Here is a 25,625-nt window from a genome sequence, read left to right on the forward strand (position 1 = left end):
GATGCTGCGAAACGCTCTTTCAAAAGGGCTTTCCGCTTGTCTGGAGCGGTTCTTCAGCCACTTTGCCCTGGAGAACCGCATGAATACTGGATCGGACTTTCGACTACCGGGCCAGCTTGATTGAAAAACTACGAATCGGCGGGGCGGAGTTCTTGTCGAACTCGCAGCCCGCGGCAACGCCCAGCTCGGCAATCGCCTTTGCATCGAGCTCCGGGTTCACGTAGGCCGCGAACATGGCACCCAATGCAAAGTTGCGGCCACTGCCAATGCCCCAGAAGCGATCGAACTCGAACACTTCGCGGTAGCTGTAGACGCCGTAGATGCCGCTGGCATTTGCAATCACCGCGGTGAACTGGCTTGATTCGTAGGGGTCGTCCTCGTCTTCCTTGGTGTTCAGGAAGTACTGCTCCTTGAGAATCGTGTGCAGCTTCACGAAGGTATCGAACACCGCCTGTCGGCTGTCGAGCCTGCAGGGCGTCTCCGGGTTGGAGAGCATGCCGACCAGCGCGCTGTGCACCACCGGAAAGTGCGCCACGCTGCCGGCCAGGCCCACGTAGCTGTCGCCGATGTGCAGGATCTTGTTGTTCTGCTCATAGGTGCCGGACAGGCGCGTGTCCCCGAACGTGACGAGCGATTCGGCGGCAATCGCCACCGAATCTCCCTTGCGAACCACCACGACCGTGGTCATCGTCGGCGCCTTTAGAGCATCACGCGGCGGAAATCCGCCAGCACGGTGGCCAGGTAGGTGTTGAAGCGCGCTGCAGCGGCACCATCGATCACGCGGTGATCCCAGGACAGGCTCATCGGCAGGATCAGGCGCGGTGCGAACTCGCTGCCGTTCCACACCGGCTTCATGCTGGAGCGGCACACCCCGAGAATGGCCACTTCCGGCGCGTTGATGATCGGTGTGAAGTAGGTGCCGCCGATGCCACCGAGCGAGGAAATCGAGAAGCAGCCGCCCTGCATCTGCGCCGGCGAGAGCTTGCCTTCGCGCGCCAGCGCTGCGAGGTCTGCGGTCTCCTTCGCGATCTCGAAGACGCCCTTCTTGTCGGCGTCGCGGATCACCGGAACCACCAGCCCGTTGGGCGTGTCGGCGGCAAAGCCGATGTGGAAGTACTTCTTGAGCACCAGGTTCTCGCCTTCCAGCGAGGCGTTGAACTCCGGGAACTTCTTGAGCGCCGCCACGCAGGCCTTAATCAGGAAGGCCAGCATGGTCAGCTTGGCGCCGGACTTGGCGTTCTCCTCGTTGAGCTTCACGCGGAAAGCTTCCAGATCCGTGATGTCGGCGTCTTCGTGGTTGGTGACGTGCGGGATCATCACCCAGTTGCGGTGCAGGTTGGCACCACTCAACTTCTTGATGCGCGACAGCGGCTTGGTCTCGACCTCGCCGAACTTGCTGAAGTCCACCTTCGGCCAGTCGATCACGCTCACATTGCCGCCACCGCCGCTGGCAGGCGCTGCGGCAGCGGCGGGTGCGCCCGAAACCAATGCGGCCACGGCGCCCTTCACGTAGCCACGCACGTCATCGGGCGTGATGCGGCCCTTGGGCCCGGTACCCGGAACGCGATTGATGTCCACGCCAAGTTCGCGCGCAAAAGCGCGCACTGAGGGCGAAGCATGGGCCGGCTTGCCGTCGGCTGGGGGCGCAGCAGCAGCCACGGCCATGGGTGCGGGTGTCACTACCGTGGGGCTGGCGGCGGGTACGGCGGCCGCAGTCACCGCAGGCGTCGGCGCAGGCGCTGCAGCCGGTGCCGCGGCGACAGGCGCGCCTACGCTTGCCGCCAGCTTGACCAGCGGCGTGCCCTTGTTGACCTTGTCGCCCACCTTGACCAGTACCTCGACCACGGCCCCGGCGGCCGACGAAGGAATCTCCATCGAGGCCTTGTCAGACTCCACGGTGATCAGCGACTGCTCGGTGCGTACGGTGTCGCCCACCTTGACCATGACTTCGATGACTTCCACATCCTTGAAGTCACCGATGTCCGGCACGCTGACCAGCACCGGGCCGGCGCTGCCGGCCGCAGCCGGGGACGCTGCGGGTGCAGGTGTGGGAGCCGGGCCAGGCGCAACAGCCGCAGGCGCCGGTGTGGGCGCCGCGGCTGCAGATGCACCCGCCTCGACCATCAGCACCAGCGTGCCCTCGCCGACCTTGTCGCCCACCTTGACCTTGATCTCCTTGACCACGCCGGCCGCGGCCGATGGGATCTCCATCGAGGCCTTGTCGGATTCCACTGTGATCAACGACTGATCCTTGGCGATCGTGTCGCCCACCTTGACCAGCACCTCGATGACTTCCACTTCCTTGAAGTCACCGATGTCCGGAACCTTCACTTCCTGCAGTGCCATTGTTCTTCCTGTGTCTTGTGCGAGCACCCGGCGCACGCATCACGCCGGGCGGGGTACGGGTTGAGGCTCAGGCGTAGAGCGGGTTGGCCTTGTCCGGGTTGATGCCGTACTTCTTGATGGCTTCATCCACCTTGGCGGCGGGAATCGCGCGTTCCTCGGCCAGCGCCTTGAGCGCAGCCACGACCACGAAGTAGCGATTCACCTCGAAGTGCTCGCGCAGCTTGGCGCGGCTGTCGCTGCGTCCGAAGCCGTCCGTGCCAAGCACCTTGAAGGTGCGGCCCTTGGGGACATGCGGGCGGATCTGGTCGGCAAAGAGCTTCATGTAGTCGGTAGACGCGACGATGGGGCCGCTGTGCTTTTCCAGCTGCTGCGCCACGTAGGGCAGCCTGGGTGCCTCGGTGGGGTGCAGCAGGTTGTGGCGCTCGCAGTCCTGACCGTCGCGGGCCAGCAGGGTAAAGCTCGGGCAGCTCCACAGGTCTGCCGCCACGCCCCAATCCTGCTCGAGCAGTTCGGCGGCGGCCATCACTTCGCGCATGATGGTGCCCGAACCCATGAGCTGCACACGCAAAGCGGCATCACCACCCTTCTTGAGCAGGTACATGCCCTTGAGAATGCCCGCTTCATCACCCGCCTTCAGGCCGGGGTGCGGGTAGTTCTCGTTCATCAGAGTGATGTAGTAGAAGACGTCTTCCTGCTTCTCCACCATGCGCTTCAGGCCGTCGTGCAGGATGACGGCGACCTCGTGCGCAAAGGTCGGGTCGTAGGGGACGCAGTTGGGGATGGTGGCGGCCATGATGTGGCTGTGGCCGTCCTCGTGCTGCAGGCCCTCGCCGTTCAGGGTCGTGCGCCCGGCAGTGCCGCCCAGCAGGAAGCCGCGCGCGCGCATGTCGCCAGCGGCCCAGGCCAGGTCACCCGTGCGCTGCAGACCGAACATGCTGTAGAAGATGTAGAACGGGATCGTGATCCGGTTGTTGGTGCTGTAGCTGGTGGCCGCGGCAATCCAGCTGCTCATGGCGCCCGCCTCGTTGATGCCCTCCTGCAGGATCTGACCGTCCTTGGTCTCCTTGTAGAACATCACCTGGTCCTTATCGACCGGCTCGTAGAGCTGGCCTTGGGCCGAGTAGATGCCGATCTGGCGGAACAGGCCTTCCATGCCGAAGGTGCGTGCCTCGTCCACGAGGATGGGCACCACGCGCGGGCCGACGCTCTTGTCGCGCAGCAGCTGTGTGATGAAGCGCACATAAGCCTGGGTCGTGGAGATCTCGCGGCCTTCGGCCGTCGGGTCCAGAACGGCCTGGAAGACAGAGAGATCCGGCACGGTGAGCGACTCATCGGCCTTGACGCGACGGGCAGGCAGGTAGCCGCCCAGGGCCTTGCGGCGCTCGTGCAAGTACTTCATCTCGGGCGAGTCGGCCGCCGGCTTCAGGAAGGGAAGATCGGCCAGATGCGCGTCTTCAATGGGGATGTTGAAGCGGTCACGCATCTCGCGGATGGTTTCATCCGTGAGCTTCTTGGTCTGGTGGGCGGTGTTCTTGCCTTCGGCCACCTTGCCCATGCCGAAGCCCTTGATGGTCTTGACCAGCAGCACCGTGGGCTGGTCCTTGGAGCGACTGGCCTGGCTGAAGGCGGCGTAGATCTTGTGCGGGTCATGCCCACCGCGGTTCAGGCGCCAGATGTCGTCATCACTCATGCGGCTGACGAGCTCGAGCGTGGCCGGGTGCTTGCCGAAGAAGTGCTTGCGCACGTAGGCGCCGTCGTTGGCCTTGTAGTTCTGGTACTCGCCGTCCACCGTCTCCATCATGATGCGCATGAGGTGACCTTCGCGGTCGGCGGCCAGCAGCGGATCCCAGTAGCTGCCCCAGATGACCTTGATGACGTTCCAGCCGGCACCGCGGAAATCGGCCTCCAGTTCCTGGATGATCTTGCCGTTGCCGCGCACCGGGCCGTCAAGGCGCTGCAGATTGCAGTTGACGACGAAGATCAGGTTGTTGAGCTTCTCGCGCCCGGCCATCCCGATGGCGCCCATTGATTCCGGCTCGTCCATCTCGCCATCGCCGCAGAAGGCCCAGACCTTGCGCTTCTCGGTGGTGGCAATGCCGCGCGCCTGCAGGTATTTCAGGAAGCGCGCCTGATAGATCGCCATCAGCGGGCCAAGGCCCATCGACACCGTGGGGAACTGCCAGAAATCCGGCATCAACTTGGGGTGCGGGTAGCTGGACAGTCCCTTGCCATCCACCTCGCGGCGGAAGTTCAGCAGCTGGTCTTCGGTCAGGCGGCCTTCGAGGAAGGCGCGGGCATAGATGCCGGGTGAGGAGTGGCCCTGGATGTAGAGCAGATCTTGACCGTCCGGATGGTCCGGGCCCTTCCAGAAGTGGTTGAAGCCGACCCCGAGCATGTTGGCCAGCGAGGCGAAGCTCGATATGTGGCCGCCCAGGTCTCCATCGGCGCGGTTGGCCTTGACCACCATGGCCATGGCGTTCCAGCGCATCCAAGAGCGCAGCTTCTCCTCGAGCTCCAGGTTGCCCGGGCAGTGTTCTTCAAGATGCGCCGGAATGGTGTTGACGTAGGCCGTGTTGGCCGAAAACGGGATGTGCGCACCGCGGCGGCGGGCCACGTCGACCAGGCGCTCCAGCAGATAGTGGGCGCGCTCGGCGCCCTCGCGTTCGATGACCGCTTCGAGCGCTTCGAGCCATTCCTTGGTCTCGATGCTGTCGGGGTCGTTGGCGGCTTGCGTCGTGAGCCGATCCAATTGCGCGGCCATGGCGTCTCCTGCTGTTGCGACCGCGTTGCTGCTTGGCCGCTTATGGGTGGTGGGCGAAGTAGACGGGCTTTAGAGGCCCGTGACTAGATCGATTCTTCCTGAGATTTTCAATGGGCGCAAGTACGTTTCATATAACGGAATACTGGCGATTGCCTTTGTCAAACAAATGACACGCACTTCGGTGGAATCACTGCGGCTCCTCGCTGAACCGCCTTCGCAGCGACGCATTCCGCCCCGTCTGCAGTCAAGGTGCCGGTGCATGCGCGCTGCCAGCCCAATGCAAGGACTGCATCGATACACTGACCCGATGCGCCCCGTTTTCGTCGATCTCGTCCGCCGCAACAGTCAGTTGCGCGGCGCGAGCATGCCGCGCTGGGCGTGGCTGACGCCGCTGATCGCCGTGTCGGTGTTCGTGGCCGTGATGGTCGCGATCTTCGTGTACCTGCGCGGCCACGAAGCCGCGCAGCAGCGCGAGACCCTGAACAAGGACCTCGAATACACCCAGCAGTCTGTGCGTCTGCGGCTGACCGCGCTTCAGGAGTCGCTGCTCGCGCTGTCTCGCGATGTCGCCACGGGCGACGTGTCGGACGAAACCGTCTGGTCCGATACCGCGCCGATCATCAACGACTACCCCTTCGTAGTGGCGATGGCCTGGCTTGATACCGAGGGGGGCTCACGCTGGGTGCGCCCCGCGCCCAACGTGGTGGCGGAGGTCGTGGATATCGCCGCGCGCCGCGCGGCTGACGAGCAGACCCGCGCCACCTGGCGGGCGGTGCGCGATACCGGCCTGCCCGCGTATTCCCGCCCCTTCCTGGGCGGTGACAAGCAGATCTACATCGAACTTCAGGTGCCCGTGGGTCAGGCACGCAAGCCACAGGGCACCCTGCTCGCCCTGCTCTCGCTGGACCGCATGATGACCACGCTGGTGCCTGCGGCGGTGAGCCAGAAGTACCGCGTGTTCTTTGTGGACTCCGACGAAAACGTGCTGGCGAGCACCTCGGCCCGCGCCCCGCAGGACAGCGATCTCACCTACGCCACGCCGCTGGACCCGCCCGGCCGTGGCTTGGCTGTGCGCGCGTATGCCTATGCCACCGACAGCCAGCTGGTGGGCAACATGCTGCTGGCACTGGTGTTCGGTCTGTCGGCGCTGATCATTTGGAGCCTGTCGCAGCTGTACCGCCACACACGGCGGCGCAACGCTGCCGAGCGCGCCTTGCTCGCTGAAACCACCTTCCGCCGTGCAATGGAGGACTCGCTCATCACCGGTATGCGCGCGCTCGACCTGCACGGCCGCATCACCTACGTGAACAAGGCCTTCTGCGACATGCTGGGCATGAGCGAGGCAGAGCTCATCGGCAAGACGGCGCCCTTCCCCTACTGGGTGGAGGAAAACAGTCAGGAGCATCACCGCAGCCTGGCCCTCGTGCTCTCGGGCAACGCTCCGCCCTCCGGCTTCCAGATCGAAGTGCAGCGCGCCGATGGCACGCGCTTTCCGGCACGGATGTATGTCAGCCCGCTGATCGACGAAAACGGCGTGCAGACGGGCTGGATGACTTCGATGACCGACATCACCGAGCCAAACAAGATCCGCGACGAGCTGGCCGCCGCGCAGCGCCGCTTCGTCACGGTGTTTGAACAGCTCGATGCTGCGGTGTCCGTGCGTGCTGTCGGTGCAAACGGCGAGGACGAACTGCTGTTTGCCAACGCCGCCTACGAGCGCCTGTTCGGCCGCGACATCCACGGCCACCTGAGCCTGTCGGCCGACGACCTGGAACCGGAAGTGCCGACCTACGAGACCTACCAGCCGCGCGTGCAGCGCTGGTTCGAGGTGCGCGAACGGCAGATCGACTGGGTGGATGGCCGTACGGCACGCCTGCAGGTCGCCACCGACGTGACGTTGCGCCACGAAGCCGAGGAACAGAGCCGCAGCCAGCAGGAGAAGGTACAGCTCACCAGCCGCCTGATCACCATGGGCGAGATGGCCTCCAGCCTGGCCCACGAGCTGAACCAGCCGCTCACCGCGATTGCAAACTACAGCACGGGGGCGGTCTCGCGGGTGAAGAGCGGCAACACCGACGCCACCACCCTGCTGCCGGCGCTGGAGAAAGCCAGCGAGCAGGCGCTGCGAGCCGGCGCGATCATCCGGCGGATTCGCGAATTTGTGAAGCGCAGCGAACCCGTCAAGCACGAGGTCGATCTGCCCAGCCTGGCCGACGATGCCGTGGGCTTTGCGGAGATCGAGGCCAAGCGGCGCAGCGTGCAGATCGTGGCGCAGATTCCTGAAGGCGGTGCACCGGTCATGGCCGACCGCATCATGATCGAGCAGGTGCTGCTGAACCTGCTGAAAAACGCGATCGAGGCCATGAAGGACTGCGCCCTGCCGCCTGCGGAACGGATCGTGCGTCTGGAGGTCGAAGACCGCGGCTACGAGGTGGAGTTCTCCGTGATCGATCGCGGCCACGGCGTACCCGATGCCATCAAGGACAAGCTGTTCGACCCCTTCTTCTCGACCAAGAGCGACGGCATGGGCATGGGCCTGAACATCTGCCGCACGATCATCGAGTTCCACCAGGGCCGGCTCTGGGTGGACGATAATCCGGCTGGTGGCGCGGCCTTCCACTTCACACTGCCCCGTGCGAGTGCAGCCCAGCGCGTGGAGCGCAGCGCAAGCCCGACCGAGTCTGGCATGACAGCCCGACAGAACAACGAAGTACCAACGCAGTCCCTTCCTCCGGAGACAAGATGAACGACAAGGACATGGTGTACGTCGTCGATGACGACGAAGCGGTGCGCGACTCACTGGCCTGGCTGCTTGAGGGCGCGGGCTACCGCGTGCAGGCCTTCGACAGTGCCGAGTCTTTCCTCGATCGCTTCGACGCCAACAGGGTCTCCGTGCTCGTGCTGGACATCCGCATGCCCGGCATGACCGGCCTGGAGCTGCAGGAAGTGCTGACGCAGCGCGGTGCGCTGGTGCCCATCATCTTCATTACCGGCCATGGCGACGTGCCGATGGCCGTGCAGGCCATGAAGCTGGGCGCGGCCGACTTCCTCGAGAAGCCCTTCAACGAGACCATCCTGCGCGAGCTGGTGGCCAAGATGATGGAGATTGCGCGGGTTCGCCGCGACGATGCCGTGGCCCGCGCGCAGAACGAGGCGCTGGTGGCCAAACTCACGCAGCGCGAACGCCAGGTGCTCGAGCGCATCATGGCCGGCCGCCTGAACAAGCAGATCGCCGATGACCTCTCCATCTCGATCAAGACCGTGGAAGCGCACCGCGCCTCCATCATGACGAAGCTGGACGTGAACACGGTGGCCGAGCTGATGCGCGTGGTGCTGTCCAAGTAGCACACGGGCACCGCGCAGTCGGCTTCAGACCCGGCTTTACGGGGTCGCAAAGGCACTTCGGGTTCCAAAAAAGGCCGAAATTGAACGATTTCGGCCTTTTTGCCATTTCCTTATGTTCTCAAGATTGGCTCCAGACAAGCGGAAAGTGTCCGTTTTCAAGCCCTGCTTTTGCATGGCCGATTTTGAAACCCGATGATTTGGTGCCGTGGGTGACGCGGCACAAAAGCACCTTCCCCCGCGCCTAGAATCCGCACTTCGCCCGAGCAGGCGCCGGATCGGTGCCAGACCCGCCCCGTTGCAGGCCCACCCGGCCTGGCACCCCACTTTCAAGTCACCGCCTCCATGTCCACCGTACGCATCATTGACGGCAAGGCCGTTGCCCAGACCCTCCGTGGCCAGATCGCCCAGCGCGTCGCCAAACTGACTGCCGCCGGCCGCACGCCGGGCCTCACCGTGGTGCTGGTCGGCGACGACCCCGCCAGCCAGGTCTATGTGCGCAACAAGGTGAAGTCCTGCCAGGAAGTGGGCATGCGTTCGGACATGATCACTCTGCCCGCCACCAGCACCCAGGCAGAGGTCGAGGCCGTACTCAAGCGCCTGTCGGCCGACCCGGCCGTGGACGGCATCCTGCTGCAGCTGCCGCTGCCGAAGGGGCTGGACAGCCACAAGGCAATCGAGTGCATCGACCCTGCCAAGGACGTGGACGGCCTGACCATGGCCAGCGCCGGCGCGCTGTTCGACGGGATGCCCAGCTTCATTCCGTGCACGCCCTACGGCTGCATGAAGCTGCTGGAGTCCGTCGGCTGCGACCCCAAAGGCAAGCACGCGGTGGTGATCGGCCGCAGCATCCTGGTGGGCAAACCAGTGGGCATGCTGCTGCTGGCGGCCAATGCCACGGTGACCTTCTGCCATAGCGCCACGAGCAACCTCAAGGAGATCGTCCGCCAGGCGGACATCGTGATCGCCGCCGTGGGCCGCCCGAAGATGATCGGCGCAGACATGATCAAGCCAGGCGCCGTGGTGATCGACGTCGGCATCAACCGCACGGCCGAAGGCAAGCTGGTGGGTGACGTGGACTTCGACGCCCTGCTGCCGGTCGCTGGTGCCATCACCCCGGTGCCCGGCGGCGTCGGCCCGATGACCATCACCATGCTTCTGGAAAACACCCTTCACGCCGTCGAGCGCCGCGGCTGAAATCACCTCGTTCGCACATTCACCGCCTTCTGAACCATGAGCACCAACCCGCTGCTTGATTTCTCCGACCTGCCCCGCTTTGCCGAGATCCGGCCCGAGCACGTCACCCCGGCGCTGGATGCGCTGCTGCCCGCCGCCCAGGCGGCTGTGGATGCCGTGGCCACCGGAAGCGGCCGTACTTGGGCCGAGGTGGTGGAGCCCTTGAATGAGCCGCTCGAGCGCCTGTCGCGCGCCTGGGGGCTGGTGGGCCACCTGCAGGCTGTGGTGGACACGCCGGAACTGCGCGCCGCCTACAACGACAACCTGCCGCGCGTCACCGAGTTCTATACCAACCTGAACGCCGACCTGCGCCTGTTCGAGCGCTACAAGGTGATCGCCGCCGATGCCGGATACGCCGCGCTGAGCGCCGAGCGCAAGACCGTGGTGGAGCACGCCCTGCGCGACTTCCGCCTGGGGGGCGCCGAACTCGCGGGCGAGAAGCGCGAGCGCTTTGCGGCCATTGCCGCACGCTTGGCCGAGATCTCGCAGAAGTTCAGCGAGCATCTGCTGGACGCCACCAACGCCTGGAGCCTGCTGATCACCGACGCCACCGAGTTGCGTGGACTGCCGCAGGATGCGCTAGACGCAGCAGCCGAGGCCGCCAAGGAAGACGGCAAGACCGGCTACAAGCTCACGCTGCACATCCCCAGCTATCTCCCGGTGATGCAGTACTGCGAGAACCGCAGCCTGCGCGAGACCGTCTACCGCGCCTATGTCACCCGCGCCAGCGAACTGGCCGACCCCGCCCAGGACAACTCCGCGCTTATGGTGGAGATCCTCGCCCTGCGCGACGAGCAGGCCAAGCTGCTGGGCTACCCGCACCATGCCGCGCTCTCGCTCGTGCCCAAGATGGCGCAGAGCGCTGAGCAGGTGATCGAGTTCGTGCGCGACATGGCCCGCCGCGCCAAGCCCTATGCCGAAAAGGATATGGCCGAGATCCGCGACTTCGGCCGCGCCGCGCTCGGCATTGCAGACGTACAGGCCTGGGACGTGGCCTTCATCTCCGAGAAGCTGCGCCTGGCCCGCTACAGCTACAGCGACACCGAGGTGAAGCAGTACTTCACCGAGCCGCAGGTGATGGATGGTCTGTTCAAGGTGATCTCGACGTTGTTCGACGTGCAGATCGAGCAGGTGGACGGGCCGGTGTGGCACAGCGACGTGCGCCTGTACCGCTTTGCGCGCAAGGGCGAGCCACTCGCCCACGTGTATGTGGACAACTACGCCCGCAACGGCAAGCGCGGTGGGGCGTGGATGGACGTGTGCCGCGTGCGTCGCCAGCTTGCAGCCCAGCTGCAGACGCCAGTGGCGTATGTGAACTGCAACTTTGCCAGCCCCGTGGGCGGCAAGCCGGCCCTGCTCACACACGACGACGTGATCACCCTCTTCCACGAGTACGGCCACGCCCTGCACCACCTGCTCACGCAGGTGAATGAGCCCGGCGCCGACATGCGAGCCGTGGAATGGGACGCCATCGAGCTGCCGAGCCAGTTCATGGAGAACTTCTGCTGGGAGTGGGACGTCGTGCGCGGAATGACCCGCCACGTGGACAGCGGCGAGCCGCTGCCGCGCGAGCTCTTCGACAAGATGCTGGCCGCCAAGAATTTCCAGGCCGGCATGCAGTCCGTGCGTCAGATGGAGTTTGCGCTGTTCGACATGCGCCTGCACAGCGAGGCGCCGGCCGCCAGCGCCGCGGCTGTTCAACAGGTCATCGACGAAGTGCGCGCCGAGGTGGCCGTGGTCACGCCGCCCGCCTTCAACCGCTTTCAGCACAGCTTCTCGCACATCTTTGCTGGCGGCTATTCGGCCGGCTACTACAGCTACAAGTGGGCCGAGGTGATGAGCGCCGACGCGTTCAGCCTCTTTGAGGAAACCGGAACGCTCAACCCGGACACCGGCCGCAAGTTCCGCGATGAGGTGCTGGCCGTGGGTGCCACCCGCCCCGCCGCGGAAAGCTTCCGCGCCTTCCGCGGCCGCGATCCCCAGCCCGACGCCCTGCTGCGCCACTACGGCATGTTGGAAGCCGCATGAGCCGCCCCGGGCCACGCGCATGATCGTCAGCAGCTGGAACGTCAATTCGCTCAACGTGCGCCTGCCCCAGGTGCTGGACTGGCTGGCTGCCCAGCAGCAGGCGGCCGCGCCAGTCGATGTGCTCTGCCTGCAGGAGCTCAAGCTCACTGACGACAAGTTCCCGCGCGAGGCCTTCGAGCAGCTGGGCTGGCACATGGCCTACACCGGCCAGAAGACCTACAACGGCGTAGCCATCCTATCGCGCCAGCCGCTGACGGATGTGGTGCTGAACAACCCGCGCTACGAGGACGAGCAGCGCCGGCTGGTGGCCGCCACCATCGACGGCGTGCGCATCATCAACGGCTACTTCCCCAACGGCCAGGAAGTTGGCAGCGACAAATACGCCTACAAGCTCGCCTGGCTGGATGCGCTGATCGAGCTGGTGCGCGAGGACCTGAGCCGCTTCCCGAAGCTCGTGCTGTGCGGCGACTTCAACATCGCCCCCGCCGATGCCGACGTGCACGACCCCGCCCTCTGGGGTGAAGGCCTGCACGTGTCGCCACAGGAGCGCGCACGCTTCTTCCGCTTCATCGATGAGCTGGGCCTGAAGGACACCTTCCGCTTGTTCGAGCAGGCGCCCAAACTCTTCAGCTGGTGGGACTACCGCAACCTCGGCTTCCAGAAGAACCAGGGCCTGCGGATCGACCACATACTGGCCAGCCCCGCGTTGGCGACTAGCTGCAAGCGCAGCTGGATCGACCGGCAGCCGCGCAAGAACAAGCAGCCTTCCGATCACGCGCCGGTGCTGGCGGAGTTTGCCTAAGCAGTAGCGAGCAAGCGCGAAATCGCTGCAGCCGTCTCCTCCGGCCGCTCCAACGGAAACAGATGCGTCCCTTCTACCGGAACGATCCCCTCGGCCGGAATGAAGCGTCGTGAATGCACCAGCCCCACCGTCTTCGCCTCGGTACTGCGCGTGCCGTAGAGCAAGGCCAGCGGAATATCGGGGCGTTTAGCTTTCAGACGCTTGAGCACGCGGGGAACATGGTCTGGCAGGCCGTTGTAGATACGGGCTTCTTCCATGCGGTCGAAGGCCAGGCGCAGGCTGCCGTCGGTGGCTTGAGGTGTGGCTTCGGTGCCTGCGCGCACGTAGTGCCACAGCGCTTCGTCGCTGAAGTCCTTGAATACGGCCTTGCTGCGGTAATGCGCGAAGGCGTCGTCCAGCGAGGGGAAGTGGTTGCGCCGCGACTTGGCAAAGCGTGCCGGGCTGAACTTCCACACCAGCGGCGTGCGTTGCACGGCACCCAGCAACATCGCTTTCCACCCGCCGATGATCGGCGAATCCAGCAGGATCACGCCCACCGCAAGGTCCGGCGCCTGCTCGGCCACCATCAGGCTCAGATAGCCGCCAAGTGAGTGGCCGACGAGCAGATACGGCCCCCTGCCCTGCTGCTCCAGCCATTGGCGGTACTGGTCCACCAGATGCGGCCAGCGGTTCGTGACGGGAAAGCGGGGGTCGTGGCCGAACTTGGGAAAGGCAATCACTTCACGCTGAGCGCGCAGCAGGCCCAAGAGCGGCGCGTAGCTGGCGGCGGGGTAGCTGTTGGCGTGCGCGAAGGCGATGCAGGGGGAGGCTCTCATCGCCGCGAGCGTATCGCGGCAGACTGGGCGCTCATGCCGTGCGACACGCGCTGGAGCAGAGACAGGCCTCTACACCTGCTGCGCAAGCGTCTGGGCGGGCACCGGGTCGTTGTCCGGCGTGGGTGAGACCACGCGCAGCGGCGCGCCACGCTCGGTGGGTGCGTCGGCCGGGCGATCGACCCAGACCGGGTCCGGAATCTCCTCAAACACCTGGCGCAGGCGCTTGCCCCAGGTGGTGCGGATCATCTGGTAGTACTCATTGCGCTCATCCAGGCGTGCAAAACGTGTGACGGCCAGGCTGTCTGCCGCATAGACCATGAGGTCCAGCGGCAGGCCCACGCTGATATTGGAGCGCAGGGTGCTGTCCATGCTGATGAGGGCGCACTTGGCAGCCTCATCGAGCGGCGTGTCCATGGTGATGACGCGGTCGATGATGGGCTTGCCGTACTTGGACTCACCGATCTGGAAGTACGGCACGTCTTCCTGCGCCTCGACATAGTTGCCGGCGGAATAGACGTTGAACAGGCGCGGCTTCTCGCCCTTGATCTGGCCGCCCAGGATGAAGTTGGCGTTGAAGTCCACGCCAAAGCCCTTGAGCGCTTCCGCATCACGCTCATGAACACGGCGGATGGCGTCGCCCAGGAGCATGGCCGCCTCGTTCATGCGGTTGACGTTCCAGATGGTCTTGCCGTCCTCGCGCGTGGCTTCTGCGAAGGCCTCGCGTGCAGCCTGGGTAATGGCGAGGTTGCCTGCAGTCATGAGCACCAGCACCCGGTCACCCGGCGCCTCATAGACCGTCATCTTGCGGTAGGTGCTGATCTGGTCGACGCCAGCGTTGGTACGCGAGTCGGACAGGAACACAAGGCCTTCGTGCAGATGCAGTGCGACGCAATAGGTCATGGGCGGTGCGTGGTTTGTTCAGGGCAAGTCTAGAGCAGCAGCTGCAGGTCGCCGGCTCGGGAAATGCGGCGCAAAGGTGGCGCATTCCGCCGCCCGATAAGTCCGCGGCATCGGCGGGCACGCTTGGGCCAGCCGGACGCGCGGTCGGCCCGCCGCATGCGGCTACTGCTGTTCGGCCGCGCGAACCGCTGCGCTGCCGACAATGACCTTGGCGTCCATCTGCTCCTCGCCATGGCCCACGCGTACGCCGCGGATGGGCGAGGCGCTGGCGTAGTCCCGCCCCACTGCTAAGCGCACGTGCCGCTCGTCCTGCGCGCATTGGTGCGTCACGTCCAGGGGCCACCAGAAGAGCTGACCCTGGCTGTCTGGCAGTGCCACATCAACCCAGGCGTGGGTGGCAAGGTGGTGTTCGGAGTCCGTGTGGAAATAGCCGCTCACGTAGCGTGCCGGAACGCCCAGGGCACGGCAGAGCGCAAGCGCGATGTGCGCGTGGTCCTGACACACGCCACGACCCAGCGCAAAGGCCTCCTTGGCGGAGAAGGCCACGTCCGTGCTGCCCGTGAGATAGCTCACCTGAGCGCACACTGCGGCCGCAAGCTGGAGCGCGTCCTCACGCGACTTCAGCCCCCGCGGCAGCGCGCGTGCAGCAAAGTCGACCAGCGCGGTGTCAGCTTCGGTCAGAGGCGTGGTCTGGCGAAAGATCCACGGGTCTGCCGCGGACAGGTTGGGCAGCACGACGCCAGGTGCGTTCGCGGCCAGCGTCTGGACACGACCATGCGCAATCACGCGAATGTGCGCGTGCGCCCCGGACAGGCTGATCTGCTGGACGAGGTTGCCGTACGCATCCACGGACGGCGACTTGATGCCCGGCGCGCTCACGGTCCAGTCCATCACGGTCTGCGTGGGGCCGCTGGCCGGGAACAGGCGCACGAGCTGGATGCTGTAAGTCTGCATCTGCTCGTAGCGGTAGATAGTTTCGTGATGGATGTTCAGCTGCATAGTTTGGCCGAATAAGAACTATTTTAAGTCGTCTGAATGTGACTTTCCGCTTTTCTGGTGGACTTCTTGGCGATATCTACCGATAAGCAGATTATGGCCGAATTTGCCTCTTCTCAAGCTGCGATCGGCACCAGGAAATCACGCGAAATTCGGTTGCCGATGTCCGCCACCCGCTCCAGGAAGGTCGTGAGGTAGGTGTGCAGCCCCGTAGCCAGGATGTCGTCGATGCGGCTGTACTGCAGCTCTGCGCGCAGCAGGCCGGCACGGCGCTGGGTTTCGCGGCTGCGGTCGTTGGCCACCTGCTCGATGTTGGAGACCAGCTCGTTGAGCGAGGCGATCAGCGAGCGCGGCATGTCCGGGCGCAGCATCAGCAGCTCAGCCACGCGGGCCGGGGTGATCACATCGCGATAAACCTTGCGGTAGATCTCGAAGGCCGAGACGCTGCGCAGCACCGCCGCCCAGTGATAGAAGTCGCGCTGGACGTCATGCGGCTCGTTCAGGCGCACGGCCGTGCCGCGCTGGGCAATACCCGTCTGCGGCACCAGGGAGTGGTACTTCACGTCCAGAATGCGCGCTGTGGCGTCCGAGCGCTCAAGAAACGTGCCCAGGCGTGCGAAGTAGAAGGCCTCGTCCTTGAGCATGGTGCCGATGGTTACGCCGCGCGAGAGATGCGAGCGGTACTTCACCCATTCGAAGAACTCGCCGGGGTCGCGGTCCAGCGCGCCATCCTTGAGCAGCTTGCCCATCTCCAGCCAGGTGGTGTTGAGCGTCTCCCAGACCTCGGTGGTGATGGAGAAGCGCACCGCACGGGCGTTCTCGCGCGCCGCCTGAAGGCAGGACACGATCGACGAAGGGTTGGAGGTGTCCTTCACCATGAAGTCGAGCACATTCTGCGCCGTGACCTCGCCATAGCGCGCCTTGAACTGCGGTACCAGTTCGGAGATGACCAGCATGCCGTCCCAGCCCTGGTTGGGAACGCTGTCGGCCATGGTGGGCAGCAGGCTCATCTGGACGTTGACGTCCAGCATGCGGGCAATGTTCTCAGCCCGCTCGGTGTAGCGAGCCATCCAGAACAGGTGGTCTGCGGTTCTTGAAAGCATGAGTCTCGTCCTATGCGGCAGCGGGCTGCGAACCCGTCCGCTTCGCGTCCGGCATGTTTTGGTCTCTGCTCGCCGCTGGCGCGGCTTCACTTTGCGCGCCGCGCAAAGTGAGCATCGCCCCGCCGCAGGCGGCGTCAGCTCGCTCGGTGTAGCGAGCCATCCAGAACAGGTGGTCTGTGGTTCTTGAAAGCATGAGTCTCGTCCTATGCGGCAGCGGGCTGCGAACCCGTCCGCTTCGCGTCCGGCATGTTTTGGTCTCTGCTCGCCGCTGGCGCGGCTTCACTTTGCGCGCCGCGCAAAGTGAGCATCGCCCCGCCGCGTGCGGCGTCAGCTCGCTCCGTGTATCGCGCCATCCAAAACAAATGATCGGCTGTTCTTGAAAACATGTTGTCTCTCCTCAGCCTTCCAGCACCCAGGTGTCCTTGGTACCGCCGCCTTGCGATGAATTGACGACCAGGGAGCCTTCGCGCAGCGCCACACGCGTGAGGCCGCCGGGGACGATCTGGATGTCGCGGCCCGAGAGCACGAAGGGCCGCAGATCGATATGGCGCGGCGCGATGCCGGACTCCACATAGGTCGGGCAGGCGGACAGCGACAGCGTGGGCTGGGCGATGTAGCCGGCAGGATGCGCCAGCACCTTGGCGCGGAAGTCCTCGATCTCGGCCTTGGTGGCTGCCGGGCCGATCAGCATGCCGTAGCCGCCGGCGCCATGCACTTCCTTGACCACCAAGTCCTTCAGATTTGCCAGCACATGCGAGAGCTCTGCCGGCTTTCTGCACTGCCAGGTGGGCACGTTGTTGATCACGGGCTCCTCCTGCAGGTAGAAGCGGATCATGTCCGGCACGAAGGGATAGACGGACTTGTCGTCCGCCACGCCGGTGCCGATAGCGTTGGCCAGGGTCACGTTGCCGGCGCGGTAGACGTTCAGCAGACCCGGCACACCCAGCTGGCTGTCCGTCCGGAACACCAGCGGGTCAAGGAAGTCGTCATCGATCCGGCGGTAGATCACATCCACGCGCTGCGGGCCACGCGTGGTGCGCATGTAGAGGTATTCGCCATCCACGAAGAGATCGCGCCCTTCCACGAGTTCGATGCCCATCTGCTGGGCGAGAAAGGCATGCTCGAAGTAGGCGCTGTTGTACATGCCGGGCGTGAGCAGCACGACGGTGGGGTCATCAATGCCGCGCGGCGAGACAGTGCGCAGGTTCTCGAGCAGCACGTCCGGGTAGTGGGCCACCGGCGCCACGCGGTGCCGGCTGAAGAGGTCCGGGAACAGGCGCATCATCATCTTGCGGTTCTCAAGCATGTAGCTCACACCGCTGGGCACGCGCAGGTTGTCCTCCAGCACGTAGTACTCGCCTGCCCCAGCCCGAACCACGTCGATACCGGCGATGTGGCTGTAGATGTTGCTGGGCACATCCACGCCCTGCATCTCCGGGCGGTACTGGGCGTTCATGAAGACCTGCTCCGGCGGGATGATGCCCGCGGCCACGATGCGCTGTTCGTGGTAGATGTCGGTCAGGAACATGTTCAGCGCACGCACGCGCTGCTTCAGACCGCGCTCGAGCATGGCCCACTCTGCCTGCGGGATGATGCGCGGGATGACGTCGAAGGGGATCAGGCGCTCGGTGCCGGCATCGTCGCCATAGACGGCGAAGGTGATGCCGACGCGGCGAAAGATCAGGTCCGCCTCGGCACGCTTGCGCTCCATGCTGTTGCCCGTCTGCTCGGAGAGCCAGCGGGCAAAGCGTGCGTAGTGGTCACGCACGTCACTGCTCTTGAGGCTGGTGGCGCTCGGCACACCTGCAGCCGGCGGCTGCGCCCACATTTCGTCATACACCTGCATCTGCACTCCCAATGTCTCGCCACCGCACGCAGCGAGAATCGTGCCAAGTTTCTCAGCGCGCAGGCGCTGGCTCAAGTTTTTCGCCTGAAGCCGGGCCAGACGGCAGCCCGGCGGCGTCGATGACCGTACGCCAGTACGGCACTTGGGCCTGCCGATATGCAGTGAACCGCATGCCGCCTGCTTGATCCACCTCAAGCTCAACGGCTCCTCGGTCCGCGGTGGACATCAGCTTCACCCCAGCCGCCGAGTAGCGCGCGACCACATCCGGATGCGGGTGGCCGAAGCGATTGCGCCAACCAGCCTGAACCACAGCGACCTCAGGGCTTGCAGCAGCAATGAACGGGGCGGTGGATGACGTCTTGCTGCCGTGGTGCGGCACGAGCAGCACATCGCTCTTGAGCAAACCGGCACCCCAGGCCAGCAGTCGTGCTTCCTGCGGCGCCTCAATATCACCAGTGAGCAGCACGGTGCGCCGACCGTCCGCGATGCGCAGGGTGCAAGACAAGGCATTGGTCTTCACAAGCGGGCCACTGAGCCACTCCGCCGGCGGGTGCAGGAAGTCGAGGTGCAAACCGGCAGCGCGCCAACCCTGTCCCTGAGCGCAGGGCATCACCCTCACCCCGAGCTGCCTTGCGAGTTGCGGCAGGGCATGGTCGGGCGATAGGCTCGAGGCCATCCATGCCACGGGCACAGCCTGCAGCACGGAAGCCGCACCACCCGAGTGGTCGCTGTCTGCATGGGAGATGATCAGACCGTCCAGCCGGCGCACGCCCCAGGCCTTGAGCAGCGGCACCACGATCCGCTGGCCGGCGTTGCTTTGCTCCGAGTACAGCGCGCCGCTGTCGTAGAGCCATGCGTGTTCGCCACGCTGGATCAGCACGGCCATGCCCTGCCCGACGTCGATGAAGGTCGTCCGCCACACGCCCAATGCTGGTGGATACCCCGGGTTCAGCAACAGCGGCAGCATCAGAGGCGCTGCGATCAGGCGCCGCCACCCGGGCAGAACGACGAGCCCCACACCACCGAGCAGCGCCAGCACGAGCATCCACGGACTGGGTGCCGGCAGACTCATGGTGGCCCAGCTCTGGCTGCCTGCCCAGGCAAGCATGCTGTTCAGCGGCGCCATCAACGCCGCAGCAGCCGCCAGGACCAGCTGCCCAAGCGGCGCAAAGATCAGCACCAGCAGCGAACCGGCAAGGGCCAGCGGTGTGATCACCAGGCTCACCCAGGGGATAGCCACCGCATTGGCCAAGGGGCTGACCAGAGACACCGTGGAGAAGAACAGCACCGCCAGTGGCAGCGTCCCCAGAGTCACCGCCCACTGCGCACCGGCAGCCTGACGCAAGCGCCCGAGCCAGCCCGGCTGCACCAGCGGATCGCCCACAGCATCCTGCTCCGGCACCCTGTGGCCAGCGAGCATAAGGAATGCGACTGCACCAAACGAGAACCACGCGCCGGGCGAGAGCACCGCGAATGGATCAATGAGCAGCACCAAGACGGCCGCGCTCGCCAGCACGTGCGCCGCGCCAGATTGGCGCGCCATCAACCGTGCTGCGACAACTGCCATGAGCATCCAGACCGTGCGCTGCGCGGGCACCGACCAGCCCGCCAGCAGCGCGTAGGCCAGCGCACCAAGAGCCGACACCAGCCAGAACACCTCAGGCGCAGGCAGCAGGTGCACCAGGCGCCGACTCCGGCGCCAAGCCCAGGCCGCCAGCCCTCCAAGCAGACTGGCCACCATCGTGATGTGCAGACCGGAAATCGAGAGGAGATGCCCCACTCCCGTGGCGTTGTAGTGACTCCATGCACTAGGTGGCACGGATTGCTGATCCCCCAACGCCAGCGCCACCACCACGCCACGCTCGAGCGAAGGCTCCAGTGTCTGCTCGATCGCTGCACGCATGCGCCCGCGCAGACGCTCGATGGCCACACGACTCGCGCCAGACGTGTCTTCCTGCAGCAAGGCAAACCCCTCACGGGGCCGAACGGTTCCGGTGGCAGCCAGGCCCTGCTCCAGCAGCCAAAGTTCCGTATCGAACCCGTACGGATTCACACTGCCGTAGCGGCGCTTGAGCTGCACGGTGAACTGCCAACGCTGCCCGGCACGAAGGATGGGAATGCTTGGCGCAGCGGATGCCTCATCGGCATACCAGCCCAGCAGCAACGAATGGCCTTGCACGGAGCAGCCAGCGCAGTCCTGCACCTCGAACACAAAGCGCAGGCCACGCTCGACCCGGTCGGGCAGGCTGGCGATGCGTCCCTGAACGGCAATCGATCGCCCTTCGTCAGCCGTCTGCAGACTAGCCGCCAGCGCCCGCCCGCCGTGCAAACTCGCCCAGCTAAAGCCGGCGCCGACAAAAGCGGCGCAGATCGCGGCACAACACAACGCTCTGCGCCACGGGTGTGCTGAAGGCGCCAGCAAGCCAGCCGCCAGCGCGCCGCCCAACATCGACACGATCACTCCCAGCCACAGCCAGTCATTCGGCGGAAGAGCGGTCTGCTGCTGCGCAAACCAGCTCCCGGCAACGAAGACGGCTGCGCCCAGCGGCCAGGCATAAGCGGACAGGCCGCCCATGAGTGACGGGGCGTTGATCGCCTCGCCGTCATGAGCGTCCGTCTGCACACCCGCAACAGGCGCTCTGCCGGACTCCAACGCCATCAGCGTGCCGCCGCAGCCTGCCAGCGTGGCAGCGCAGCGAGGGTGTTGCTTGCGCAAGCCTGCGCAAGAACATCTGGCTCGATACCCCGAAGCGCTGCCAACGCCGCGCAGATGCGCGGCAACTCGCCAGGGGTATTTCGACCGCGGTGGCCTTGGCCGTCATCGAGCCACTGCGGCGGGATGTCGGGGCTATCCGTTTCAAGCACCATGGAATCCAGCGGCACCCATGCAGCAAGCCGCCTAATTCTCTGCGAGCCCGGATAGGTCGCCGCGCCCCCAAAGCCAAGGCGGAGTCCGCGTGCGAGAAAGTGCTGCGTCTGATCCTCGCTGCCGTTGAACGCATGCGCGATGCCGCCGGGCACCGGATGCTGCCGCAGTCCCTTGAGCAGAGCGTCCTGCGAACGCCGTACGTGCAGGATCACGGGCAGGTCGTACCGGCGCGCGAGCTTGAGCTGCGCGGTGTAGATGACGGTCTGCTTTTCGACGTCCAGTCCGGGGACGAAAAAGTCGAGGCCGATCTCTCCGATCGCGACGAAGCACGGGTCGTCAAGAGCCGCGAGCACGGCCGACTCAAGCGCGGCAAGTCCCTCGTCAACGTCAAGCGGCATCACGTACAGCGGATGAATACCGAGCGCGTAGCGCGCGCCCGGTGTGGCGTGCGCGAGCTCGCGCACCACAGAAAAGTTGAACGGCGCCACGGCCGGGATCAGCATCCCGTGAACGCCTACCGCCTGAGCACTTGCAACCACCGCTTGCCGGTCCGAATCGAACTCCGGCGCGTCGAGATGACAGTGCGAGTCGATCAGCATGCGCAGGCCTGATCAGCCGGAAGTCACGACACCCGCGTTCATGCGCACCACGCGATCCGTCTGCGCAGCCAGCTCCATATCGTGGGTGGCGATCAGGAAGCTGGTGCCTTGATCACGTGCCAATTGCCGCAGCAGGGCGAATACCGCGCGGGCATTTTCACGATCCAGATTGCCTGTCGGCTCATCGGCCAGCACGCATGCCGGCTGCGTAACCAGGGCTCGCGCCACGGCGACGCGTTGCCGTTCGCCGCCGGACAGCTCGCCGGGCGAGTGGCCGAGGCGGTGTGCAAGACCGACGGCGTCCAGTACCTGAGCGGCCCGGGCCTGCGCCTGACCGACGGGTACACGCCGGATGAACAAGGGCATGGCCACGTTCTCCTGCGCGGTGAACTCCGCGAGCAAATGATGGAACTGATAGACAAACCCGAGCTGCTGGTTTCGATGCGCGCTGCGCTCGCTCTCGCTCATCTGGGTCCATGCCCTGCCCGCTGCCTGCACGGTCCCAGTGGTGGGTTGATCGAGACCGCCCAGAATATGCAGCAGGGTGCTCTTTCCGGAACCGCTGGCTCCGACGAGCGCAACGCACTCTCCGCGCCGCAGTTCGAGATCCACACCGCGCAGCACATCGACGCGGGCGTCCGCATCGACAAAGCTGCGCGTGATGCCCTGCACGCGCAACACGACGTCACTCATAGCGCAGCGCCTCCGCGGGGTTGACGCGGGCGGCGCGCCAGCTCGGATACAGCGTGGCCAGCCAGGCCAGACCGAATGCCACCAGCGCGATCAGCGCGATCTCTCCGGCTTGCGGATCCGAGGGCAACCGGCTGATCAGGTAGATGCCCTTGGGCAGCACCTGAAAGCCGAATGCGCCCTCGATCGCGGCCATGACGCGATCCACGTTGTATGCGAGCAGGGTTCCGACCAGCACACCACTGGCCACGCCGATGAAACCGACGATGACGCCCTGGATCATGAAGATGCGCTGGATCGCTGCGGGCGTGGCGCCCAGCGTGCGCAGGATGGCAATGTCACCCTGCTTCTCGGTGACCGTCATCACCAGCATGGAGACCAGATTGAACGCCGCCACGGCAACGATGAGCGTCAGGATGATGAACATCATGCGCTTCTCGATCTGGGTCGCGGCAAACCACACTGCATTCATTTTTGACCAGTCGCGCACGGCCAGCGCGGGCGGCAGGCTCTGCGCGATCTCGGTGGCCACGCGAGGGGCCTGCTGCATGTCGTTGATTCGCACGCGCAGGCCGCTTGCACCATCCACGCGCATAAGTCGCGCGGCATCTTCGATGTGCGTGAACACCATGCCGCTGTCGAATTCGAAGTGACCGGACTCGAACAGGCCGGTCACGGTGAACACACGGGGGCGCGGTACGACGCCCGCCGGCGTCACGGTGCCTTCCGGAGCAAGCAGCGTGATGCGGTCACCCACGCGTACGTCCAGCTGATATGCGAGCTCGCGGCCGATCAGCAGACTGAATTCACCGGGCTTGAGTGTCTGCAGCGCTTCGTTGGCGGTATGGCGCGCCAGATCCGACACGGTCGGCTCAAGCTGCGGATCAATGCCGCGCAGGATCGCACCACGCAAGGCTTCACCGCGCACCACCATGACCTGGCCACTCACGAATGGCGCCACACCCTGCACCTGCGGGTGCTTGCGCACCAGCTCACCCGCCCCCTTCCAGTCTGGCAGGGAGCCGTCCATTGCATTCACCTCGATGTGCGAGATGACCGACAGCATGCGGTCGCGCACTTCCTTCTGGAAGCCGCTCATGACCGATAGGACAAGGATCAGCGCCATCACCCCCAGGGCAATGCCGATCGTGGACAGCGCCGAGATGAAGGAAATGAAGCGGTTGCGCCTGGGACCGCGGCGCCCGGTACGCGTGTAGCGCAGGCCCACAGCCAACTCGAAGGGGAGCTTGAAACTCATGGTGGGCAGTATGCCATCGGCCGTTGCAGCGCTTCGGGCCCTGCCCGCAAAGAAAAAGGGGGCTGCCTCAATGGCAGCCCCCGCTCACGCAGTCAAGCGCTGGGTGACTTACCAGCCCAGCCTCAGCGTGTAGCGACCGCTGGTCGTGCCCGTTGCACCGCTGTAGTACACGACGCGGACGAACACGGTGGTCGCCGTTGTGCCACTGTTGCGCACCGACGCGGTGTCGACCTGACCCGTACCCAGCTCGCTGCGGGCGATCACGGTGCCTGCGCTGTTCTGGATCTGGATGTCGTAATCCGCATTGGACGGCGGCGTCAGCGTGGCAGTGAGCGTTGCACCGGCTGGCAGAGACACGCTGTAGAAGTCCGTGTCCGTGCGGCTGCTGATGCTGCCGTTCACCGTGGTGTTGGCCGTGGTGATGGCCTGCGCTGTGCCGCGGGTGTTGTTGCTCGCCGTGGTCTCGTTGATGGTCGGACCGGTACCGCCACCGCCGCCACCACCGCCACCGTTGCCCATGGCTGCGTCGACCGCAGCATTGGCATCAATGATGCCGCTGCCGCACTGCGAACATGTGGCCGGGAAGGGCCGCGCGGTGTTCTGCAGTATGGTCTTGACCTGATCCGGGGTCAGGCTGGCGTTCTTGGAGAGCATCAGCGCCACCACACCAGCCACGTGCGGTGTGGCCATTGAGGTGCCCTGATAGAACTCGTAGTTGTCAGCCCCCGGGCCCTGCGCGCCGGCATTCAGCGTGGACAGCACACCATTCGCCGTACCGGTGCTCATGTTGCCGCCCGGCGCGGCAACAGCCACCGCTGCACCGAAGTTTGAGTAGTTGGCTTTGCCGCCGTTGCGTCCGACTGCAGCCACCGTGATCACACCCTGGCAATTGGCCGGAGACGCGTTGGAGGCGTTGACGTTCGAGTTCCCGGCGGCAACCACCACAACGGCATTGCGCGAGCGCGCCGAGTTGATGGCGTTTTGCGAAGTCGTATCGCATGCGCCGCCGCCACCGAGCGACAGATTCAGCACCCGCGCCGGATTGGGGTTGGCGGGCAAGCCGGCCACTGCGCCGCCGGAGGCCCAGATGATGCCGTCGGCGATGTCGGAGGTGTAGCCGCCGCAGCGACCCAGGGCACGGATCGGCACGACCTTCGAGTTGAACGCAACGCCTGCTACGCCCACCCCGTTGTTGGTGACTGCAGCGATCGTGCCGGCCACGTGAGTGCCATGCCAGCTGGAATCAGACGATGGTGGTGCAGGGGCGGGACCGCAGGCTGAGTTCGTGTACCAGTCACCCGGATCAGTCGCGTCTGCATCCCGACCGTTGCCATCCACCGAGACTGCAGTGTCGTTGATCATGTCGTAGCCGCCGACAATATTCGCGGCCAGGTCTGGGTGCGCTCGGTAGCCGGTATCGATGACCGCCACATTGATGCCGACACCGGTCGCCTTGTCCCAGGCGGCCGGCAGGTTGATGCCTGCAGTTGCCTCAAAGTAGTGCCACTGCTCCCCGTAGCGCGTGTCGTTCGGCGTGAACATGACCTGCATGATCCGGTCCGGCTCCGCGTACTCGACGTTCGGGTCAGCCTTGATGCGAGCCAGCACCCGGTCCAACTCGGGCTTGGTTGCGAAGCGTTCAAGCTTCATGACATGAGCCTGCAGCGCGTTGCGGCGCAGATGGCTGATGCGCAGGCCGACTTCATTGGCCGCATCTGACATCACCCGTGCCTGCGCGGCACTGGGGCCGGCAAGCCGAGCATTGGCCGCGGTGACCGGTGCAATTGCACCGTCGCGGTATTTCACGATGATCCGGTCAGTCACCGGCTGTGCCGCGCTTCGGTCTGCACCTTGCGGCTTGCCGCCTGCCTGCGCGCCCGCCACAGCGCCAAGCGCCAGAGCAACGGCCAAAGAAAGACTACGCAAAACTGGACGGCTGGAACGTCTTTGCTGCATATCACTCCCCTCAGGTCTCGATGGTTGTGCAGTCAGGTCGGCACCCCGGGATCGGGGTGTCCGCTTGATCCCCCTGGG

At 65.1% G+C, this 25,625-nt stretch carries 20 protein-coding genes; 5 read left to right on the forward strand and 15 right to left on the reverse strand.

Features of this window, described 5'->3' with window-relative positions:
* Nucleotides 1-103 precede the first annotated feature (103 nt).
* From ACMDW7_RS09905 to aceE, 3 genes are all read right to left on the reverse strand, one after another.
* Nucleotides 104-688 carry an MFS transporter gene (locus ACMDW7_RS09905; RefSeq protein WP_377301030.1) on the reverse strand — a complete coding sequence of 195 codons (585 nt, stop codon included), beginning with the start codon at nucleotides 686-688 and terminating at the stop codon, nucleotides 104-106.
* 11 nt (nucleotides 689-699) lie between these two features.
* The gene (gene aceF, locus ACMDW7_RS09910) at nucleotides 700-2,346 is read right to left on the reverse strand and encodes a dihydrolipoyllysine-residue acetyltransferase (RefSeq protein WP_377301028.1); all 1,647 of its coding nucleotides are present in this window, start codon (nucleotides 2,344-2,346) and stop codon (nucleotides 700-702) included.
* Nucleotides 2,347-2,413: 67 nt separating this feature from the next.
* Nucleotides 2,414-5,107, reverse strand: a complete 2,694-nt coding sequence (aceE, locus tag ACMDW7_RS09915; RefSeq protein WP_377301026.1) for a pyruvate dehydrogenase (acetyl-transferring), homodimeric type — start codon at nucleotides 5,105-5,107, stop codon at nucleotides 2,414-2,416.
* A gap of 307 nt (nucleotides 5,108-5,414) precedes the next feature.
* Between aceE and ACMDW7_RS09920 the strand changes: the two genes are divergently transcribed.
* The 5 genes from ACMDW7_RS09920 to xth all read left to right on the forward strand — a co-directional run bounded on the left by ACMDW7_RS09920 (nucleotide 5,415) and on the right by xth (nucleotide 12,515).
* Nucleotides 5,415-7,853, forward strand: a complete 2,439-nt coding sequence (locus tag ACMDW7_RS09920; RefSeq protein ID WP_377301024.1) for a PAS domain S-box protein — start codon at nucleotides 5,415-5,417, stop codon at nucleotides 7,851-7,853.
* Nucleotides 7,850-8,452, forward strand: coding sequence for a response regulator transcription factor (locus ACMDW7_RS09925; RefSeq protein ID WP_377301022.1), 603 nt, complete (start codon nucleotides 7,850-7,852; stop codon nucleotides 8,450-8,452). The genes ACMDW7_RS09920 and ACMDW7_RS09925 overlap by 4 nt, the downstream gene beginning before the upstream one ends.
* Nucleotides 8,453-8,794: 342 nt before the next feature.
* The gene (gene folD / locus ACMDW7_RS09930; RefSeq protein WP_377301020.1) at nucleotides 8,795-9,646 is read left to right on the forward strand and encodes a bifunctional methylenetetrahydrofolate dehydrogenase/methenyltetrahydrofolate cyclohydrolase FolD; all 852 of its coding nucleotides are present in this window, start codon (nucleotides 8,795-8,797) and stop codon (nucleotides 9,644-9,646) included.
* Between the two features lie 36 nt (nucleotides 9,647-9,682).
* Nucleotides 9,683-11,713: a M3 family metallopeptidase gene (locus ACMDW7_RS09935; protein WP_377301019.1), complete on the forward strand. Its 2,031-nt coding sequence runs from the start codon at nucleotides 9,683-9,685 to the stop codon at nucleotides 11,711-11,713.
* A 19-nt stretch (nucleotides 11,714-11,732) separates the two neighbouring features.
* Nucleotides 11,733-12,515 carry an exodeoxyribonuclease III gene (xth, locus tag ACMDW7_RS09940; RefSeq protein WP_377301017.1) on the forward strand — a complete coding sequence of 261 codons (783 nt, stop codon included), beginning with the start codon at nucleotides 11,733-11,735 and terminating at the stop codon, nucleotides 12,513-12,515.
* On the opposite strand, the gene ACMDW7_RS09945 is transcribed toward xth, so the two are convergent.
* The 12 genes from ACMDW7_RS09945 to ACMDW7_RS10000 form a co-directional block, all read right to left on the reverse strand.
* Nucleotides 12,512-13,330 carry an alpha/beta fold hydrolase gene (locus tag ACMDW7_RS09945; protein WP_377301015.1) on the reverse strand — a complete coding sequence of 273 codons (819 nt, stop codon included), beginning with the start codon at nucleotides 13,328-13,330 and terminating at the stop codon, nucleotides 12,512-12,514. The genes xth and ACMDW7_RS09945 overlap by 4 nt on opposite strands.
* Nucleotides 13,331-13,399: 69 nt before the next feature.
* Nucleotides 13,400-14,230 (reverse strand): peptidase, encoded by an 831-nt coding sequence (locus tag ACMDW7_RS09950; RefSeq protein WP_377301013.1) that lies wholly within the window; start codon nucleotides 14,228-14,230, stop codon nucleotides 13,400-13,402.
* 162 nt (nucleotides 14,231-14,392) lie between these two features.
* Nucleotides 14,393-15,229 carry a transglutaminase family protein gene (locus tag ACMDW7_RS09955; protein ID WP_377301011.1) on the reverse strand — a complete coding sequence of 279 codons (837 nt, stop codon included), beginning with the start codon at nucleotides 15,227-15,229 and terminating at the stop codon, nucleotides 14,393-14,395.
* A 113-nt stretch (nucleotides 15,230-15,342) separates the two neighbouring features.
* Complete coding sequence (locus tag ACMDW7_RS09960; RefSeq protein WP_377301009.1) at nucleotides 15,343-16,329, reverse strand: alpha-E domain-containing protein; 987 nt, start codon at nucleotides 16,327-16,329, stop codon at nucleotides 15,343-15,345.
* Nucleotides 16,330-16,339: 10 nt separating this feature from the next.
* Entirely contained in the window at nucleotides 16,340-16,522 is a 183-nt protein-coding gene (locus tag ACMDW7_RS09965; RefSeq protein WP_377301007.1) for an alpha-E domain-containing protein, read from the reverse strand.
* A 10-nt stretch (nucleotides 16,523-16,532) separates the two neighbouring features.
* Nucleotides 16,533-16,715 carry an alpha-E domain-containing protein gene (locus ACMDW7_RS09970; RefSeq protein WP_377301005.1) on the reverse strand — a complete coding sequence of 61 codons (183 nt, stop codon included), beginning with the start codon at nucleotides 16,713-16,715 and terminating at the stop codon, nucleotides 16,533-16,535.
* Nucleotides 16,716-16,726: 11 nt separating this feature from the next.
* Nucleotides 16,727-18,157: a circularly permuted type 2 ATP-grasp protein gene (locus ACMDW7_RS09975; RefSeq protein WP_377302521.1), complete on the reverse strand. Its 1,431-nt coding sequence runs from the start codon at nucleotides 18,155-18,157 to the stop codon at nucleotides 16,727-16,729.
* A 70-nt stretch (nucleotides 18,158-18,227) separates the two neighbouring features.
* A complete protein-coding gene (locus tag ACMDW7_RS09980; RefSeq protein WP_414859541.1) occupies nucleotides 18,228-20,834 on the reverse strand; it encodes a DNA internalization-related competence protein ComEC/Rec2 in 2,607 nt (868 codons plus the stop codon).
* Nucleotides 20,834-21,643: a TatD family hydrolase gene (locus tag ACMDW7_RS09985; protein ID WP_377301001.1), complete on the reverse strand. Its 810-nt coding sequence runs from the start codon at nucleotides 21,641-21,643 to the stop codon at nucleotides 20,834-20,836. Before ACMDW7_RS09985 ends, ACMDW7_RS09980 begins: the two co-directional genes overlap by 1 nt.
* A 12-nt stretch (nucleotides 21,644-21,655) precedes the next feature.
* Entirely contained in the window at nucleotides 21,656-22,336 is a 681-nt protein-coding gene (locus ACMDW7_RS09990) for an ABC transporter ATP-binding protein (protein ID WP_377300999.1), read from the reverse strand.
* Nucleotides 22,329-23,591, reverse strand: a complete 1,263-nt coding sequence (locus ACMDW7_RS09995) for a lipoprotein-releasing ABC transporter permease subunit (RefSeq protein ID WP_377300997.1) — start codon at nucleotides 23,589-23,591, stop codon at nucleotides 22,329-22,331. Before ACMDW7_RS09995 ends, ACMDW7_RS09990 begins: the two co-directional genes overlap by 8 nt.
* A 108-nt stretch (nucleotides 23,592-23,699) precedes the next feature.
* Nucleotides 23,700-25,415 carry a S8 family peptidase gene (locus ACMDW7_RS10000; protein ID WP_377300995.1) on the reverse strand — a complete coding sequence of 572 codons (1,716 nt, stop codon included), beginning with the start codon at nucleotides 25,413-25,415 and terminating at the stop codon, nucleotides 23,700-23,702.
* Between the last annotated feature and the right edge of the window lie 210 nt (nucleotides 25,416-25,625).

The organism is Piscinibacterium candidicorallinum (assembly GCF_047549485.1).
GTDB lineage: Bacteria > Pseudomonadota > Gammaproteobacteria > Burkholderiales > Burkholderiaceae_C > Piscinibacterium > Piscinibacterium candidicorallinum.